This is a genomic window from Lewinella cohaerens DSM 23179 (assembly GCF_000379805.1).
Taxonomy (GTDB): domain Bacteria; phylum Bacteroidota; class Bacteroidia; order Chitinophagales; family Saprospiraceae; genus Lewinella; species Lewinella cohaerens.
The window spans coordinates 193,825-211,562 of the sequence record NZ_KB903609.1; the positions used below are offsets into that span (position 1 = coordinate 193,825).

Consider the following 17,738-nt stretch of genomic DNA (forward strand, 5'->3'; position numbering starts at 1 on the left):
AGACTTGTGTTTCCGCACAAATACTCAAAACGAAAAGAGGAGAACCTCCAATGGGGAAACAAGCTTATTGTTTTTCCCGCAGTAATCGCTTTGCTTTTTTCCTGTCTCTCTTGTCAGCCGTCCCACGATGCTAAAGAAGAAGAAACTGGGAACACGACTACCGAAAAGCAGCTGGTGTTACAACAAGACCTTACCGCTTATGATCAACCTGATGGCCAGCCCATAATCGCGTTAAAAAAGGGCGAAAAACTTCTCCTCACTGGAGAAATTTCGCCACGACTTTACCCCCAAACTACGCGTAAAGACACCTTGCTGGAGCCTTTCCTAAAAGTGATCTTGCCCAACCAGGAACCTGCTTGGGTATATGCCAATCCCACAAATTTCAACTTGGGAAATGAGGATGTTTTAGCATGGCAATGGCACAATAGGTTAAGTAGTATTTTTAATACCACAGCACTTTTACAGTACGAACAAATTTGGGATCAGTGGAACAATGCCAACCAAGCTGGTGTTCTATTACTCACCTTTCAGGCCATGCGTGTTCTCCGTGATCAACTGGAGACCTCATTGCAGAATTACCCTTTATTGCCTGCCTATCAGTACGAAGGCTTGTTTCCTGCGGCATTGGCTTATCAAACAGACGCAGGCCCAGGATGGTGGATAGACTTCAACCAATGGGTAGACCGCTGTTCACAAGTAGCAGAAACGGAAGCCGAAATAGCCATATTTCAGTTTTACCAAACAGAAGTTTATCCTCCAGACGGGATTGAGTATCATTTTTACAGCTGGGAATTTCCAGTTACGCTACACCAGAAGCACAGTCTACTAGGCCGTAACATCCATTACAAATTGCTACTTGGATTGGATCAACTTGCCCAGGAATACGCTTTCTTACAAGCCGAGTGTTTGGAAATAAAAACCAAACTGGTATCTGATATATGTACTTCCGAAAATACCTACTGGGAAGAATGGCCAACAATTCAAAACGAGCTGGATACTATTCTACTTAAGTCGACCTGGAACATTCTTAGTAAGGAAGACCTTGCAGCGATCAAGCATAGACGGCAAACCCTGAGCCTACCTAACATCCAGGACCTTTATCTCAGCAAACGAAACAAGTAAGTCTTACTTGTTCTCGCAAAACATTATCTTTGCATACTAATAAATAGTTGTCGATCAATATATGATTTACTTAGCAATACTTGCTGGCACCTTGGTGATTGGAGGCTTGGTACTAACCAGCCTCATTGCAAAAAACATGGCTCCTGGGAACAAGCGGTTAGCCATGGAAACCGAGCGCCTGAAAGAAGATATGGATACTTGGGTAACCAAGCTGGTTCCTATTGACAAAGAAGAACTTGAGCTATTTAGCCTAGGCCAGGATAAGCAAGTTTTAAGGAAAGGTGTGACGACTACTGCTAAAGGGATTTTCACAACTATCTATCACGAGCCAGTCCTCGCTTATAGCTATCGCCAATACCTTGGCAAAGCGGAAAAGCCCAATGCCTTACTCTATGCTCGTACCGCCGAACACGAATATATTTTCTGGATCAAGAAAGGCACAGCCACCCTTTTCATTGATAGCCAGGAAGTAGGTACACTTTCTCGTGACGGCATTTTGAAAGGCAAACGCACAGGAAAAGTAATTGCTCAACTGAAGCCAGGTAAAGAAGCGATGCAACCTGTAGAAATCGGTGGCAAGGAAGTAGGCAACCTCACAACCAGTATCGTTAAAGCAGAAAAAGGACTCCACGAACGGGCTTTTAGCTTCATTCGCCCCGACATTAGTGACAAGGAAGAGCAGTTGTTCCTTGCCCTCGCTTTGGAAGAGCTGGTAAAAAGAGCTGTAGGTTCCTAAATTTGACCAAGAAGCCGTAACTTTGCAATCTCTTCACAACGAGGAATGAACATTTGTTGTAAGCCTCTGTTGTAAGATTAATTATTCACGAAATTTCAGGCTATGAGCCTCAGGAAGAAAGTCAACCTTATCATTTATCGCTTTCGCGAAAGCGGGCTGGAGGTGTTTTTTGTAAATAATCAAAAAGCAAACACCTTGAACTTCCCTCAAGGAGAGCTCGCCGAACAGTCTCCTGAAGATTATATTACGCTCGATCCTGTAAGGGAAGAAGCAAGCGGAGAACAGGAAGAAGCCTTTGCAGTAGAGGGTGATTGGCATGAAATCCCTAGTTTGAAAACCATGTTGTACCAAGACGCCAAACAACTGAAAGATAAACTAAAGGATATGGAGCTAGGTGCCTTTGTTAGCATTAAAGATGCTCTCAAAGATGCGCTTCCCCATCAATATGCCTTCCTCAAGGAACTAAAAGACATTTTACGCGATCGCAATTCTTTGCGTGACTTGTAATCAGTTCTTTTTTATTAAAAAGCCTCTATTTCCAATTGATGAAAATAGAGGCTTTTTAATGCTGTAAAATCATTAGACTATGCTCCACGCATCTCGGCCAAAGTCTTAATCATTGCCAACTGTTCTTCTGGGCTCAATACGGTGTTATCAATAATAACTGCATCTTCAGCCTGTCGCAGAGGGCTATCTTCTCTTGTGCTGTCGATATGGTCGCGCTCTGTAAGGTTTTTTGCCACCTCAGCTAAGCTAACGGATTGGCCTTTCTCCAATAACTCCTTCAATCGCCGGCGAGCCCGTTCTTCAGGGTCTGCCGTAAGGAAAATCTTCAAGCCTGCTTTCGGAAAAACAATAGTGCCTATATCTCGTCCATCCAGAATACATGATTTTTTCTCTCCAAGCGCTTGTTGCTGCTTAACCAAAAAACGCCGGACTGCTGAAATAGTAGCTACTGGACTTACCGATTCAGACACCTCCATAGTACGAATATATTTTTCAACATCCTCTCCGTTCAGGTAGGTATGTAAACTTCCATCCTCTTCTCTGCGAAAGTCAATCTGGATACTCGTCAATGCCTCCTGTACTGATTTCTCATCATTCCAGTCGAGTTGCTCTCTGAGGAAAAAATAAGTAACAGCACGATACATTGCGCCTGTATCAATGTAAGTATACCCTAGAGCCAAGGCGAGTTGCTTAGCGAGGGTGCTTTTGCCACACGCCGAAAAGCCATCAACAGCTATAATTATTCCTTCTTTATTCATTAGCGGTGAAGATAAGCCCTAGTTTCGGCCTCTCCAAGCCAGGACTAATCCAAATGATCCAGAAATTCCTGCCAAAGTTTTTCTAAAGGCAAGGGCTCAAATTGAGAAGCAATTCCACGATAAGAAAAAGGATGTTTCACGAGATTCTCTAAGTACTTTTCAGTATTGCGTAATTCTTCTAACTGGTAGCTCGCTTTACGGATTTGTAATAGCAATCGAATAAACTGGATAGGCCGGTAATATTCATCCTTATGAAGGTTGCGATTAGCCATATTCTGCAGTTGGTTAATCAGTTCGTCACTCCGGTTGTACTGCTTTTTCACCACCAGGAAGAACACCTGCATGATCAACATAAAGACCGTCAATATTTTTTGATCGGAACCATAATTATGGTCTTTCTCTACAAATTTTTCAGGCTGGAAGGTCGCTTGACGTTTAGGAGCAATGATACGCTTAGATAAACCACTTCGTTGAAGTAAAAAATAGATAACCGCTTCAAATAATTTCCAACGCTCACGGGTATTAGCGTCTTGTTTAACAAACTTCTTATTCGCAACCGTTTGATTATAAATGGCCAAAGCCTGAATATGATGATTGGTATGTAACGCCAGTAATAGGTAATACTCCATGAAGGTAAACCATGGTCTACTACCCTCGGGAAATTGCTTGAGACACTTCTCTGCATTTATCTGCCCCTTGGTATAATTCCCGAGGTGCAAATAAGCAGACATCTCTTTGGTATAAAATTCGATCAGGCGTTCTTCTTGGTAAAATTTGGGGTGGTCCTTGATATAATTCCCTGCTCGTTCACACACCTCCAATAAAGCGGTGTATTCTCTTTTCATTTCAAAACGCATAGACCACACCAAAAACATATTGTAAAAAACCAATGGCGAATCATTGATTTCAGACAAACTTAGTAATGTTGTACTGTAAGTATCAATACGTTCTTCCAGGTCATTGTCTTTGTGTACCGGCTGATAATAATCCATTACAACACGCTGGTACAACTCCTCTGAGCGCATCTCTGCCGAAAGGATGACACTATAGTTTTTCAACAGGTTATCATAAAGTTCAAAATCTTTATTGTTACCATTTAGGGCAGCATCCTCTCTGAGAATTCGGCTACAATTGACAATTATTTCCGAAATTCTAAACTTCTGGGCGGTCGTCAGGATGCTCCTGGCCAACCCCATTGCCGAACTATGTGCGTCATTATCCAATAGAATTTTGACCAGTGTCCATTCTTTATGGCAAGTGAAATGAGCGCGATCATAATTAGAAGCAGAAGGCTTATTGACATCCAGGAAAAAGAGGGTATTCAAAAGCCGTTTGCGAAACCGTGATTTTAGCTGGCGATAACGGGCATCTTTAGGTGTACAACCATAAAGCTTACTAGAAGCATCACGGTCATTCTTGTATTCTCCAGAAGTCAGGTCTTCATAGAATTCGTTGAATTTACTGCCTTTATTACGAAGCGAGTATTCATCAAAAATTTCAATTTTCTTGACTTTCTTTTTGGTTACCACTCCGGCGATCTCCAGAAGGTTTTTCATCGTTTCTCTGTTTGGGTAGGTTCACATACAAAGCAAAATAGCAATCAAAAGAGACGATCTACACTTTTGAACAACGCTCTCTTTACACACAGACTGCCTTGTCACAAAATAGCTAAAATAAAGAACTAAATGTAACAGGGTTTACTCCAAAAATAAAAAAAGGTTTCACTCCTGAGAGTAAAACCTTTTTTTGCGTTAAAAACGGAGTTTGTAAACTTACACCGTACGTTCTTTAATACTCATCTTCGTTGAAAAGAAAGTCATCCTTACGGGGATAATCAGGCCATACATCTTCGATGGTCTCATACATTTCTCCCTCGTCCTCCATTGCTTGAAGGTTTTCAATCACCTCAAGTGGAGACCCGGAACGAACAGCATAATCAATGAGTTCATCGCGCGTTGCAGGCCAAGGTGCATCCTCTAAATGAGAGGCTAATTCCAATGTCCAATACATACTTAGACAGTTTGTTCTGTTTGCAAATTTTCCGCAAGAGTAAAAAAGCCCTTGCTTTATTTTGGTCAAAAATAATCCTATATCAAATTAACCACAGTATATACCGTAGGCTAAAATTCAGGCAAATGTAATAAACTGAACGGGTAAGTAGTAACAGAAGTTCAACAATCGTTAAAATACTATTCCTTGCGCCCAGTAAATGATCCGAGAATTTCAAAGGTTTGGTCTTCATACCCAGGGGGAATCCTCCCTATTTCTGAGGAATTTTGTGGGCCTGTCGGATCACAAAACACATAAACCTGACCATTGTAAGTAACAGCATCCCCGATTAATCCGGGCGCCGCTACAGCAATACTCAAATGATCTTCATAAGCTATGACGATCATTGGCAGTTCAAGTAACGTTTTTACCAAGGCATAAAACAATGCAGACCGATCTTCGCAGTCAGAAAATGGATAAAAAAACAACTCATCAGCGACCATTGGTTTATTCGTTCCAAAAACAATTTTGTCATCCTTATAAACAAAGGCAGAGCGTGTAAATGCTACCAAATACTCTAGGCTCTCCCGCTGGGTCTTTCCTTTAAGAAGTTGTCTCAACTGCGGAATCAGTGTAGCTTGCAATGCTTCGGATAGCGGAGCTTCCATATACCAGTGCTCATCAACTAGCGGGTAATTTTTCAGAAGTCCAGCTAGCCCTGGATTATATCGGAAGTTGATCTCCTGGCTATGTCCACGATATTGAAAAACAGCACTTCTTGCCTCGCTACTGTTTAAAACGGCAGGCCACCTTTTCATTAAAAAAGAAAATACCCGGCCACGAGATTGAGGTGCCTGGTCCAACAGGTACATCGACCGCCCCATATTTGTGGCACGAACACCGCTCGAAATGTTTGCATATTGACGATTTCCATCCTGAATCAAAGGAATTTCATACAATACATCCGTCGTATATACATTTACTTGTAGCAGCTTATCACGGTAAGTTAACCGAACATCGTACCCACTTTTGGCCAAAAGGAAATAAGTCGCATACTCAACGATTGGGTCACCAGCCTGCTTTTTATAAATCGCTTGGAGCCCCTGCCTAATCAACTGAGAAAACAGCCAGTCATTCAATTGAAGAAGAGAAGCTTTTTCCTGCAAATCAGTAAGTAGCGACTGATAGGGGCGTCGTTCAAACTCCTGATACAGCGACCTCAACGCCATCTCTTCGATTCTAAGCTGGTAAGGGTAAACGAAATTATCAGGGACATAAAGTTCCAACTTCTGATCGTAGAAATCAAAAGCAACCAGCTCTGTCGCTGAAAGAGGGGCACTCATGCCTACTAGTAGTAAACCTAGTAAAAGATTCCGCAACGGAAAGGTGTAAAACATAGAAAGCGTACCTTTTTTATTAAGGTACGCTTTCCAAAGGACTTGTATTGTTCGCATTTGCTATAAAATCAACATAGCATCACCGTAAGAAAAGAAACGGTACTTTTCCTTAACGGCTTCTTGATAAGCATGTTTAATCAAATCAGAACCTCCAAACGCACTCACCATTATCAGTAAGCTTGATTTTGGCAAATGGAAGTTAGAGATCATTGCATTGGCGATCTTGAAATCAAAAGGAGGGTAGATAAATTTATTTGTCCACCCTTCAGAAGCTTTCAGCATCAGCTCTGCGGAAACAGAACTTTCAATAGCTCTCATTGAAGTTGTACCTACTGCACAAACCTTCCGGTTACCCGCTGCTTTAGCTTTATTGACCTGTTCAACCGCTTCTTCAAGGATTTGGTAATATTCCGCATCCATTTTATGCTTGGACAAATCTTCAACATCGATACTGCGAAAAGTGCCTAGCCCAATATGGAGGGTAAGCTCAGCAAAATCAACACCTTTGATCTCAAAGCGCTTCATCAACTCTCGGCTAAAGTGTAGCCCAGCCGTTGGAGCAGCAACAGCTCCTATATTTTTAGCGAATACTGTTTGAAAACGTTCTTTATCACTTTCTTCAGCTTCCCTGTCCATCATCTTAGGTAAAGGCGTAGTGCCAAGATAACTGAGTTCTTCACGGAACTCATCATCAGGGCCATCGTAAAGAAAACGAATGGTGCGGCCACGAGAAGTCGTATTATCCACAACCTCGGCGACTAAACGATCATTATCATGTTCATCACTGAAGTAAAGTTTATTACCTACTCTGATCTTCCGTGCAGGATCAACAAGTACATCCCAAAGGCGTGCTTCCGTGTTCAATTCCCGCAGCAAAAAGACTTCAATACGGGCACCCGTTTTCTCCTTACGGCCATACATACGGGCAGGGAAAACTTTGGTATTATTGAAAATGAGTACATCTTCTTCGTCAAAGTATTCAAGAACATCCTTAAAGACACGGTGCTCGATTTCACCGGTTTCACGGTGTACAACCATCAATCGGGAGTCATGCCGTTCTTTGGTCGGATACTTAGCAATCAGTGATTCAGGAAGCTCATAGTTAAACTGAGAAAGTTTGGTCCTCATTTACATTTTTTTCAGATGCTAGTTCAAAGTTTACCTTATAGCTAAAGAGCTTCATCAGAGATAATTCAGGTAAACGCTAAACGTGCTCACTACTTAAATAAGAGCGCAAAAATAGCAATTTATTTATCCAAAAGACAAGCTTAGAGTGCCTAAATTATAAATATACCAACAACAAAGCTATTTGCCTTCTGTAAACACCATATCAATATGCATTGATTATTCCTTTTACAGGCAAAACAAACCTGTATCTAGTTCAAACCCAAGGCCAATAACCGATAATCATCAACGATTGAACGTGAAATAAGCAGGGTTGGCAGATTTTTCCTTTTTCTTCATCTATAAAACACGGCTGATTCAGTCACGTTCATTAGCTTCGTGAACTCAACACCCGTACCATGAGAATATTTTTTAAAATCTTCACGGAAAGTATCCGGCAAGCTAGCCAACAACTAAGTGGTAATAAGCTCAGAAGTTTCCTGTCCTTACTCGGCATTTCCATAGGTATTTTCTGTATCATCGGTGTGCTTTCTGCCGTTGACTCGCTAGAGGACAACATCCGGGGCAGCATGGAAAAACTAGGGAACGATGTACTCTATGTACAAAAATGGCCATGGGGAGATAACAGTAGCAATTGGTGGGACCTTATGAAACGCCCTACCCCACGCTATGAAGAATATGAAGTAATCAATGACAAAGCACGCTCTGCACAAATGAGCACTTTTTTTCTCGGTGCCGGTTCCCGAACACTTAAGTGGAAAAACAATAGTGTTGAGCGTTCTTTCCTATGTGGGGTCACCCCAGAATTTGTATCGGTATTCGGAATGGGTTTTCACAGAGGCCGCTTTTTTTCAGCCTCAGAGTCTTTTTACGCCAGCAACAAGGTCGTCCTCGGTTTTACTGTGGCCGAAGAGCTTTTTGGGTCGGTTGAGCCCGTCGGTAAATCCATCAAACTTCAAGGAGGTACTTACGAAGTCATTGGTGTTTTAGAAAGCTCAGGAGATGAGTTAATCAATCCTCTGGATTTTGATGAAGCAGTAATCGTTACTTACAATAAAGTAAGCCGCTTGGTCAATGTAAAAGGAAAAAACACAGATTCATTCATTGCCGTAAAAGCACGCCCAGGCGTTAGTCTCGAAAAACTGAAAGGCGAACTAAGGATACTCGTCCGATCACAGCGCAGACTGAACCCAAGAGAAGAGGACACTTTTGCGTTCAATGAATTGACCGTCGTTTCAGAACAGTTTGATTCATTTTTTGGAGTCCTCAACCTACTAGGCGGTGTAATTGGGTTCTTTTCTATCCTCGTTGGTGGCGTATCAGTTGCCAACATCATGTTTGTTTCTGTCAAAGAACGAACCAGTCAAATCGGCGTAAAGAAAGCTCTTGGAGCCAAACGTCACATCATTCTATCTGAATTTTTGATCGAAGCGATCATCCTCTGTCTCTTAGGGGGCGCGATGGGGCTTGGCCTAGTGTTTCTCATTACTAAAATACTCACAGCAGCACTGGATTTCCCAATCTATATCGACCTGGGTAATGTTTTGCTAGGCGCTGGCATGTCGATCATTATCGGCGTAGTAGCTGGTTTTATCCCAGCAGTACAAGCCAGTAAGCTTGATCCGGTGGAGGCTATGCGGCAGTAGGTAGAATGAAGATTACTCTTCTTCTTTTCGATACTCCCGAGGAGACTTACCTGAATATTGATGAAAAGTACGTGAAAAGTAGTTGGGATCGGTGAATCCGGTTTGATAGGCAATTTCTGCGATTGGCAACATCGATTCTTTAAGTAAAACCTGTGCTTTTGAGATGCGAAGATCTCGAATATATTGAGTGGGGGTCTGTCCCGTCAGGGCTTTTAGTTTACGATAAAATTGAGAAGAACTCAACAACATGGCTTCTGCCAGTGTATTTGCAGATAGTGTCTCATCACTAAGTCGTTCAATTACTTTAGTCTTCAATTCTTTGAGAAAAATTAATTCTCGACTATTCAATCCATCCGTTGTCTCCGCTTGAGCTAGCGCATCCGATTGACTTACCAATCTATAATGCTCTTGTAATTTCTGCTTTAGTCCATGTAAATTTTTCAATCGCAACAGCAATTCTTCCCGATTGAAGGGTTTAACCAAATAGGCATCTGCACCATAAGTCAAACCTACAAGTTTGTCCTTTTCACTGGCACGGGCGGTCAGCAAAACAATAGGAATATGAGAAGTCCTGTAGTCAGACTTTATAGCTTCGCAGAGTCCATAGCCATCCAATTCAGGCATCATGACATCGCTGATAATCAGATCAGGTAAATGCTTAATCGCTTCTGTTACGCCAACACGTCCATTATTTGCAACCCGAATTTGATAATTTGACCTTAGAATTTTTTCTAAGTAAGTAACTACATCGTTATTGTCTTCAACAATCAACAACAATGGCAGGTCACTATCTGTAACCGCCTCTTTTAAAGGTTGCATGCCAGCAGAAACAGGCTCGTTTACATAGGCTTGCTTTTCTAATGCTCCTCTCTGCGCTACAGAAGACTCCTCTGAAAATGGCAGCAATATGGAGAAACAACTGCCTTCCCCTACCCTACTACTCACATTAATAGTACCTGACATAAGGGTAACTAATTGCTGCGTCAAGGCCAACCCAATCCCTGTGCCCAGCATTGAGACATCCCGATTACCAGCCTGATAAAAAGGGTCAAACAAGCTTTTCAAGTCTTTCTCTGGAATCCCCATTCCTGCATCAACAACCTCTATAGACAAAAAGGGCTGATCATCATTTTTCGTAACCTCTACCACAAGGGTTACTTCGCCTCCTTCGTCGCTAAATTTAATGGCATTAGACAAAAGGTTATAGATTACCTGCTGTAGCTTCAACTCATCAAAAGGGATAATTAATTGAGAAACACTCGCTTTAAAGGATAGCTTTATGTTCCGCTCCTTAGCGAGGGAATAAAAAGACTCCATGAGGTAGCCCAAGTAGGCTATAATGTCGTCTTTTATCAATTGCAGTTCTACCGCACCAGCCTCCAATTTTGCAAGTTCCAGCAACTGATTAACCTGCCGAAGCAAATGGCTACTATTACGATCAATAAGGCTGACGCTACTTTCCCAGTCCTCTTGTTGAGTATCCGGAAACGGTGTCGTGCTTAACAAGTTTTTCAAGTGATCTGCTATTCCAAGAATAACCGTCAGTGGTGTTCGCAGCTCGTGAGTAATGTTCGTGAAAAACCATTCTTTAGCGGCATGTAACTCTGCCAATCGCACCGTTTCTCTCTCCTGCTGCTCTCGTAGAATTGTCGCTTTTTCGAGCGCAAATTGGGCCTCTTGCTTTTGCTGTACCGCTTGCTTTTGCCGATAAACCAAGCCTAATGAAAAAATAACGACTTCGATAATCGTCCCGATCTTATAAGCGAGGGTAGAAAATTCAATTGTCCTCATCCGATCAATCAAAGTCAACGTAATCCCAACTCCCATAGCAATTACCCCAGCAATGATGAAATACCGTTTAGGGTCATCTGTTTTCATTAAAACCCACAAAAAGAAGCTTAATAAAAACAAGAACGAGATCAGATAGGTTACCCCAACCGCATCAGCGATATCGTAATTAAAAGTAGTGACCAGCATGACCACTCCATCCAATAGCAAGAATACATAAGCCAGATAGCTAAACCACCTGAAAAACCGATCCCATGCAGGCAATAACTTGCTAAGATCAAGAAAAGAGCGCAAGAAAGTCAGGTAGCCAATGACTATAAAATAGACGCTCAGCTTAAACGTATAAATCAGTTGCGGCTGATTGGGAAAAAGGCTCTCCATTAACCAGTCAGCAAGATCACCACTGTTATATACCGTAAAAACGGATAGCGCTAATAAATAAAGGGAGTAAAATATAAATGCCTCATCACGAGCGAGGAAGAAGAGAAATAAATTATATAGCAAGATCAGAAAGATGAAGCCAAAAAACATACCATTAAATAACTTCTTCTGCTTTAGCTGATCAAAAAACACAGCTGTACTTGTAACTTGTATATCATAAACAGGAGCCATGAGTTTGCGGTCACTACGCAATAATAAATAGACATCGACTTCCTGCTGGGCTGGGAGGTGCAGCTTTGCAAAATTCCCCTTTAAGCTAGGATAAAAAGTACGTTCAGATACTCGGGTAAAAAAGCCTGTTTTACCCTTTTGAATGATACCATCTTCGTCTATCGCTAAATAAGAAACATCCGTTAATAGCAAAGGAAATTTAAGAACCCACTCGACTTGCTCGTAAGCATTAGGAAGATCGTTTTTTATTTGAAGGTGAAACCAATAATTCCTTTCGGCTTCTAAAAAGCCTTCCTCCTGAGGAAGAGGAATAAAATCTGCCATCTCAAGTACTTCGGGAGAATATTCCCCTTCTAGTAAATCTGGCGCATAATAAAGCTGCGAAGAAGGAATCGTTGTTGATTTACCATCTTTAAGTTCAAGTATCGCGGAATTAGCTTGTAGGGAGGAATAAAACAGAAAGAGTATCCCTGTCAACAGGAATACACTACGCTTTAACTGTTGCTGCCAGGCTCCTAACACTGGTGGCAACGGGGTTTCTCTATTAAAAACTGTGTGCATTTTCTCTTACCCAGACTTGTGTCTATCGACAAGGTAAGGAAAATAAAGCATGCAGAATTCCCAAAAGAAAGAAGGAAGGCGGTCAGAACGCTAATTTTGCAGGTTAACAGTTATATGTTACTCAACTGATGCGTAACATAATGGTGCTTTTAGTGGTCGTGATTGAACAGGTTTTAGGCGCCTGACCGTTCCTTCTTTAATATTTTTGCTTTTAGAGCTAAAAAAGAGCTTATTCTTCTGCCCAAGTAAAATCTAGAATTTTCGTGATTTCACTTTTGACTAAAAAAACATCTTATTACGTTAAAGGTCGTATTCCTTAGCCCAAAACATTAGCACTATTCTCTCAAAAAGCTGGACAAAATTGACAATGCTAATGCTTTTGTGAAAACCTGTTGAAAAAACTACTGTTACACTAGCGCAAATTTCATTCCTATGCCTAGTACTTTACGTCTTATTCTTGGTGATCAACTAAACACACAACATTCTTGGTTTAAACAGCCTAGCGACGATGTCATCTACCTTTTATGTGAATCCAGGTCGGAAACCGACTATGTAAAACACCACATTCAAAAAATAACCGGATTCTTTCTGGCAATGCGGGCATTTGCTAGCTCCCTAAAAGAACAAGGGCACCGAGTACACTACTTAAAACTTGATGATCCTGAAAATGCAAAGTCCATTACAGCCAATATAGAAAAGGTGCTTGCGGATGGTAATTTCACTACTTTTTCCTACCAGGCTCCTGATGAATACCGGCTCGACGAAGCACTAAAAAATTGCTGCGCAACCTTGGACATTAATTGTGAATGTGTAGATTCCGAACACTTTCTCGTTGAGCGCTCTTTTGTAGAAGAACTCTTCAAAAACAAGAAGACCTATCTGATGGAGACCTTCTACCGTAAGGTCAGAACCAAGTACCAATTCCTCATGGAGGGAGATGGCGTGACACCCCTTACCGGCCAGTGGAATTACGACAAGAGCAACCGTAACCGACTTCCCAAAGACGTTCCCTTACCTGAAGTACCTTCCTTTAGTCGTGATGCTAGCGAAATTGCAGCATTGTTACGAAAGGAAAAAGTAAAGACCATCGGCAGTATGCAGGCCACGGACTTCGATTGGCCGCTGACAAGAGACGAAGCACTCCACTTACTCGATCATTTCTGCCAGCATCGCCTTGCTCATTTTGGCACCTACCAAGACGCCATGACGGATCGACATTATTTGCTTTTTCATTCAAAACTTTCTTTTGTACTAAATACCAAGATACTCTCCCCTTTGGAGGTGTGCGAGACAGCTATCAGCTATTGGCAGCAACACCAGGAAGAGATAGACATTGCACAAATTGAGGGCTTCTTGCGGCAGATTATTGGCTGGCGCGAATACATGCGTGGCGTTTACTGGGCACAGATGCCAGCCTACGCAGAGAAGAATTATTTCCAGCACGAGGCTAAACTTCCTGCATGGTATTGGACGGGAGACACAAAAATGAAATGCCTGAGTCATGCCATTAACCAGTCGCTCGAACAAGCCTATGCTCATCATATTCAACGACTTATGATCACTGGCAATTTTGCCCTCTTATTGGGCGTACATCCCGACGAAGTCGATGCCTGGTATCTAGGAATTTATATTGACGCCATCCAGTGGGTAGAAATCACCAATACCCGTGGCATGAGTCAATACGCCGACGGAGGGCTGCTGGCCACCAAGCCCTACGTAGCCAGTGCTAATTATATGAACAAGATGAGTGATTATTGCAAGGGCTGCGCCTACAATCACAAAGAAAAACTTGGAGAAAATGCTTGCCCGTTCAATAGTTTATACTGGGATTTCATGGATCGTCATCGTTCTCGGCTAGAGAAGAATCCCCGTATTGGCATGGCTTACCGCACCTGGGATCGTTACGAAAGTGAACAAAAAGAGGCAATTCTAAAAAAAGCCGACTGGGTAAAGAGAAATATAGAAACTTTATAGTCTGCTGTTTTTTGACAACAAGCTTACCCAACATCTCACAGCTTACTGTACCTTTGTACCACAAGTTATTGCGCAAAAAATAAATTGAACCTCTTTCTATGCTTTTTTAAGAGCTAATACGCTTGACATAAAGCGCTCCATTAGCTCTTTAAAAAACGTCAGTTCGATTTATTTTTGTGCTGTTTGTAAAGTAAAACCCCTTCAAGATGAAAAAGGTATATATCATTGCCGGGATCATGATTGCTGTTGCTGTTTCCTTGTTTGTAATGGCACAGGATGACCTCAGTACTTATGCAACAATTTCTCAGGCCGTGAAAACTGGTAGCCGTGTGAAAATTGCCGGGCAATTGGCCAAAGACATGGAGATGATCTACGATCCCGTAGAAGATCCCAATCTTTTTACATTTTATATCCGTGATGACGAAGGAGCTACCCAAAAAGTCGTTCTTTTGCAACCTAAACCTCAGGATTTTGAGCTTTCAGAGCAGGTAGTACTTACCGGGCGTATGCAAGAAGATGCCTTTGTGGCTACCGATGTACTCATGAAGTGCCCTTCGAAATACAAAGACGAAGAGATTTACCTGAAAGAACAGCAAGGTTAAGAAACACGAACGCATCGCGCTCACCAGTATTTGCAGGAAATTATGATGATTGAAGAAATCCAATATATAGGCGAACACCTGTGGCCTGGCCGTATCGGCCAGGCTGCCGTATTTATCGCCTTTAGTGCTGCTATCCTTAGTAGTATTGCTTACTTTTTTGCCACCCAGAAGCGGGAGGATGTTGAATTGTCTCATAGCTGGCGAAAAATTGGCCGTGTCGGTTTCGGCATTCATGGCTTAGCAGTGTTCACCATTATTGGTATGCTGTTTTATGTGATGCTTAACAACTACTACGAGTACCAGTATGTACAAGCTCACGTCAACGATGATCTGGCTTTCCGTTATATTTTCTCTGCATTTTGGGAAGGACAAGAAGGAAGCTTCCTGCTATGGATGTTCTGGCATGTTATATTGGGCGGCTTACTAATGCTCTCTGCCAAGAAATGGGAATCTCCGGTAATGGCCATTATAGCCTCGGTAGAGATCATTATTGGCTCTATGCTACTGGGGATTTATATTGGCTTTGGCCCTGAAGCTTTCCGCCTGGGCAGTAATCCCGCGCTGCTACTCAGGGATGTGATGGAAGCACCCATTTTTGCCAATGCCGAATACGTGAGCCTGCTGGACGGAACAGGACTAAACCCCTTGTTGCAGAACTGGTGGATGACCATCCACCCTCCTACCCTTTTCCTTGGTTTTGCGTCAACCGTCGTACCCTTTGCTTTTGCAATGGCTGGCTTATGGATTCGTGACCATCGCGGCTGGCTGGCTCCGGTCTTGCCGTGGGCGTTGTTCAGTGGCGCTATTCTAGGTACAGGAATACTCATGGGTGGCGCATGGGCCTACGAAGCACTAAGTTTTGGCGGTTACTGGGCATGGGACCCGGTAGAAAACATGTCATTGGTGCCATGGATCGTGCTTATCGCAGGTATTCACACCAACCTTATTGCCAGAACAACTGATCAAAGCATTCGCGCTACTTACATTTTCTATGCGCTGAGTTTTATCATGATTGTTTATTCTACCTTCCTTACCCGTAGTGGGGTCTTGGGGGAAACCTCTGTACACGCATTTACAGAAATGGGACTAGAGTGGCAGCTTGTCACTTTTATTGTAGTATATGTGCTGTTGGCTGCTTACCTGTTCTTCTCCAGAGTCAAGGGCATCCCTGCACCAGAAAAAGAAGAGTCGACAAGTAGCAAGGAGTTTTGGATGTTTATTGGTAGCCTGGTGTTATTGTTTTCTGCCGTCTTGATTACGGCTTCTACTTCTCTGCCGGTTTATAATAAAATCCGAACATTTTTTGATCCAGGTTTTGTTGGTCGGGTAATTACGGACCCCGTTCCACACTTCAACAAGTACCAGCTTTGGATCGGTGTTTTTATTGGCCTGCTTACCGGCTTCAGTCAATTTTTACGCTTTCGCGAAAAGAATTTCTCTTCCTATTGGAAAAAATTCCTGCTGCACACTGGAATAGGTGTTCTACTAGCGATGGTATTCACTTATCTCTCTACCTTGGCCATTAACTTAAGTGCATGGCAATACCAACTGCTGATGTTCAGTGGCTGGTTTGCTGTAGTGACCAATGTAGATCACATTATCTCTTTCCTACGTGGCAACCTAAAAGTTGGTGGTTCAGCCATTTCTCACATTGGGTTCGGGCTAATGATTGTTGGTGTACTCTTTAGTGGTCTTAACCAAAAAGTGATTTCCCGCAATCCTTTCCTCATGGAAGGATTGACAGCCAATGAAGAAGCTAAGCGTAATACGGTTCTCCTTATTAAGGATTCTCCCATGATTATGGATGAATACGAGGTGACCCTTACCGGTGATAGCATTGATTACCTGACTCGGACTTATTATATTGATTATAAACGCCGAGACGAAACCGGCCAGGTAGTGGAGCAATTCCAATTAGAGCCTAATATCCTCTACGACAAAGAATTCACCAAAGTAGCTGCTTCCAACCCCAGTACCAAGCAGTATTGGAACAGGGATGTCTTTACACATATTGCTGCCCTGCCTCCGGAAGAGATGGACATCACGGAAAAGAAGGCCAAAGAAGACAGCCTTGACTACAAGACCTACATAATGGGTATTGAAGAAAAACTCACCTTCCTGGATACCGTGCCGGTTAAGGACCGGGATACCTTTCTAGTGCGATCTTTTGATTTGGAGGTGCTTGATATTCAACGTAATGCCCAGCACAAAGACTATATTCCGGAAACAGGGGATATCGCTATCAGTGCCTGGATTAAGGTAACCAGTTCGGAAAAAGATACCAGCTTTATTGCCAAACCTGTCTTGGTACTGCGAGGTCAGGTTTTATACAGTTTCCCCGATCAGATCAACCCTCTCAATACACGAGTCAAGCTTAATGAAGAGGTTTTTGACCTCGTCTATACTGCGGAAGCAGAACTCGACTACCAAGAGTATGTCATTTCGCAGGGAGATGAAGTAACGGTTGGTGACATAAAGGTAAAGTTTCAAGGGTTCAACAAAGATGTCACCCTGCCTAGCTACGAAAAACAAGAAGGAGATATTGCAGTTGCAGCTATGCTGAATGCGACCACTACTGACGGAAAAACAGCCGACATCGAACCAGTTTTCCTTATTAGGAATAGTAAACCCCTTAACTTAAAGGATGAAGCGACCGAAATAGGCTTACATGCTCGCTTTGTGTCTATTAACCCAAAAGATGGAAAGGCTACTATATTTATGGCTCACCAAGCACCTAGAGCACCCAAAGCGTCTTTTTCCGTCGCCACACGCTCATTCCGCACCGACTGGGTAGCCCTACAAGCTATCGAGTTTCCGGGAATCAACTATTTCTGGCTTGGAGCTTCATTGATGATGTTTGGCCTAACGATCAGTATGTATCACCGTATACGCACACTGGCCTAACCCTCATCCCTAAACAA

General features: G+C 42.6%; 13 protein-coding genes. 7 read left to right on the plus strand and 6 right to left on the minus strand.

Annotation, left to right across the window (positions count from 1 at the left end; all coding sequences use genetic code 11):
- Positions 1-6 precede the first annotated feature (6 nt).
- The 3 genes from A3EU_RS0127675 to A3EU_RS0127685 all read left to right on the plus strand — a co-directional run bounded on the left by A3EU_RS0127675 (position 7) and on the right by A3EU_RS0127685 (position 2,365).
- Positions 7-1,122 carry a hypothetical protein gene (locus A3EU_RS0127675; protein ID WP_020539438.1) on the plus strand — a complete coding sequence of 372 codons (1,116 nt, stop codon included), beginning with the start codon at positions 7-9 and terminating at the stop codon, positions 1,120-1,122.
- 61 nt (positions 1,123-1,183) lie between these two features.
- Positions 1,184-1,858: a hypothetical protein gene (locus tag A3EU_RS0127680; RefSeq protein WP_020539439.1), complete on the plus strand. Its 675-nt coding sequence runs from the start codon at positions 1,184-1,186 to the stop codon at positions 1,856-1,858.
- A 102-nt stretch (positions 1,859-1,960) separates the two neighbouring features.
- A complete protein-coding gene (locus tag A3EU_RS0127685) occupies positions 1,961-2,365 on the plus strand; it encodes a hypothetical protein (RefSeq protein ID WP_020539440.1) in 405 nt (134 codons plus the stop codon).
- Positions 2,366-2,442: 77 nt separating this feature from the next.
- Here A3EU_RS0127685 and cmk read toward each other — a convergent pair whose 3' ends face one another.
- From cmk to queA, 5 genes are all read right to left on the minus strand, one after another.
- Entirely contained in the window at positions 2,443-3,123 is a 681-nt protein-coding gene (cmk, locus tag A3EU_RS0127690) for a (d)CMP kinase (protein ID WP_020539441.1), read from the minus strand.
- Positions 3,124-3,167: 44 nt separating this feature from the next.
- Positions 3,168-4,679 (minus strand): hypothetical protein, encoded by a 1,512-nt coding sequence (locus A3EU_RS32160; protein ID WP_020539442.1) that lies wholly within the window; start codon positions 4,677-4,679, stop codon positions 3,168-3,170.
- A gap of 232 nt (positions 4,680-4,911) precedes the next feature.
- Positions 4,912-5,133, minus strand: coding sequence for a DUF2795 domain-containing protein (locus A3EU_RS0127700; RefSeq protein ID WP_020539443.1), 222 nt, complete (start codon positions 5,131-5,133; stop codon positions 4,912-4,914).
- A 179-nt stretch (positions 5,134-5,312) separates the two neighbouring features.
- On the minus strand, positions 5,313-6,509 hold the full coding sequence (locus A3EU_RS0127705; protein WP_020539444.1) for a hypothetical protein: 1,197 nt from the start codon (positions 6,507-6,509) through the stop codon (positions 5,313-5,315).
- A gap of 60 nt (positions 6,510-6,569) precedes the next feature.
- On the minus strand, positions 6,570-7,637 hold the full coding sequence (queA, locus tag A3EU_RS0127710) for a tRNA preQ1(34) S-adenosylmethionine ribosyltransferase-isomerase QueA (protein WP_020539445.1): 1,068 nt from the start codon (positions 7,635-7,637) through the stop codon (positions 6,570-6,572).
- Between the two features lie 395 nt (positions 7,638-8,032).
- On the opposite strand from queA, the gene A3EU_RS0127715 reads away from it, so the two are divergent.
- Positions 8,033-9,280 carry an ABC transporter permease gene (locus A3EU_RS0127715; RefSeq protein ID WP_020539446.1) on the plus strand — a complete coding sequence of 416 codons (1,248 nt, stop codon included), beginning with the start codon at positions 8,033-8,035 and terminating at the stop codon, positions 9,278-9,280.
- Between the two features lie 12 nt (positions 9,281-9,292).
- Here the strand turns inward: A3EU_RS0127715 and A3EU_RS0127720 are convergent, their stop codons facing one another.
- Positions 9,293-12,241 carry an ATP-binding protein gene (locus tag A3EU_RS0127720; RefSeq protein WP_044087246.1) on the minus strand — a complete coding sequence of 983 codons (2,949 nt, stop codon included), beginning with the start codon at positions 12,239-12,241 and terminating at the stop codon, positions 9,293-9,295.
- A gap of 432 nt (positions 12,242-12,673) precedes the next feature.
- Here A3EU_RS0127720 and A3EU_RS0127725 point away from each other — a divergent pair, with 432 nt between their 5' ends.
- The 3 genes from A3EU_RS0127725 (at position 12,674) to ccsA (ending at position 17,721) form a co-directional block, all read left to right on the plus strand.
- Positions 12,674-14,215 (plus strand): cryptochrome/photolyase family protein, encoded by a 1,542-nt coding sequence (locus A3EU_RS0127725; protein WP_020539448.1) that lies wholly within the window; start codon positions 12,674-12,676, stop codon positions 14,213-14,215.
- A gap of 206 nt (positions 14,216-14,421) precedes the next feature.
- Complete coding sequence (locus A3EU_RS0127730; RefSeq protein ID WP_020539449.1) at positions 14,422-14,817, plus strand: cytochrome c maturation protein CcmE domain-containing protein; 396 nt, start codon at positions 14,422-14,424, stop codon at positions 14,815-14,817.
- A gap of 42 nt (positions 14,818-14,859) precedes the next feature.
- A complete protein-coding gene (gene ccsA, locus A3EU_RS32165; protein WP_245569409.1) occupies positions 14,860-17,721 on the plus strand; it encodes a cytochrome c biogenesis protein CcsA in 2,862 nt (953 codons plus the stop codon).
- Positions 17,722-17,738 lie beyond the last annotated feature (17 nt).

Excerpts from the sequence above, each read along its gene's own strand:
- A3EU_RS0127720 (WP_044087246.1), bottom strand. The coding sequence starts at position 12,241 with ATGCACACAGTTTTTAATAGAGAAACCCCGTTGCCACCAGTGTTAGGA.
- A3EU_RS0127680 (WP_020539439.1), top strand. The coding sequence starts at position 1,184 with ATGATTTACTTAGCAATACTTGCTGGCACCTTGGTGATTGGAGGCTTG.
- A3EU_RS0127705 (WP_020539444.1), bottom strand. The coding sequence starts at position 6,509 with ATGTTTTACACCTTTCCGTTGCGGAATCTTTTACTAGGTTTACTACTA.
- ccsA (WP_245569409.1), top strand. The coding sequence starts at position 14,860 with ATGATGATTGAAGAAATCCAATATATAGGCGAACACCTGTGGCCTGGC.
- A3EU_RS0127715 (WP_020539446.1), top strand. The coding sequence starts at position 8,033 with ATGAGAATATTTTTTAAAATCTTCACGGAAAGTATCCGGCAAGCTAGC.
- cmk (WP_020539441.1), bottom strand. The coding sequence starts at position 3,123 with ATGAATAAAGAAGGAATAATTATAGCTGTTGATGGCTTTTCGGCGTGT.
- A3EU_RS0127725 (WP_020539448.1), top strand. The coding sequence starts at position 12,674 with ATGCCTAGTACTTTACGTCTTATTCTTGGTGATCAACTAAACACACAA.
- queA (WP_020539445.1), bottom strand. The coding sequence starts at position 7,637 with ATGAGGACCAAACTTTCTCAGTTTAACTATGAGCTTCCTGAATCACTG.
- A3EU_RS0127700 (WP_020539443.1), bottom strand. The coding sequence starts at position 5,133 with ATGTATTGGACATTGGAATTAGCCTCTCATTTAGAGGATGCACCTTGG.
- A3EU_RS0127730 (WP_020539449.1), top strand. The coding sequence starts at position 14,422 with ATGAAAAAGGTATATATCATTGCCGGGATCATGATTGCTGTTGCTGTT.
- A3EU_RS0127685 (WP_020539440.1), top strand. The coding sequence starts at position 1,961 with ATGAGCCTCAGGAAGAAAGTCAACCTTATCATTTATCGCTTTCGCGAA.
- A3EU_RS32160 (WP_020539442.1), bottom strand. The coding sequence starts at position 4,679 with ATGAAAAACCTTCTGGAGATCGCCGGAGTGGTAACCAAAAAGAAAGTC.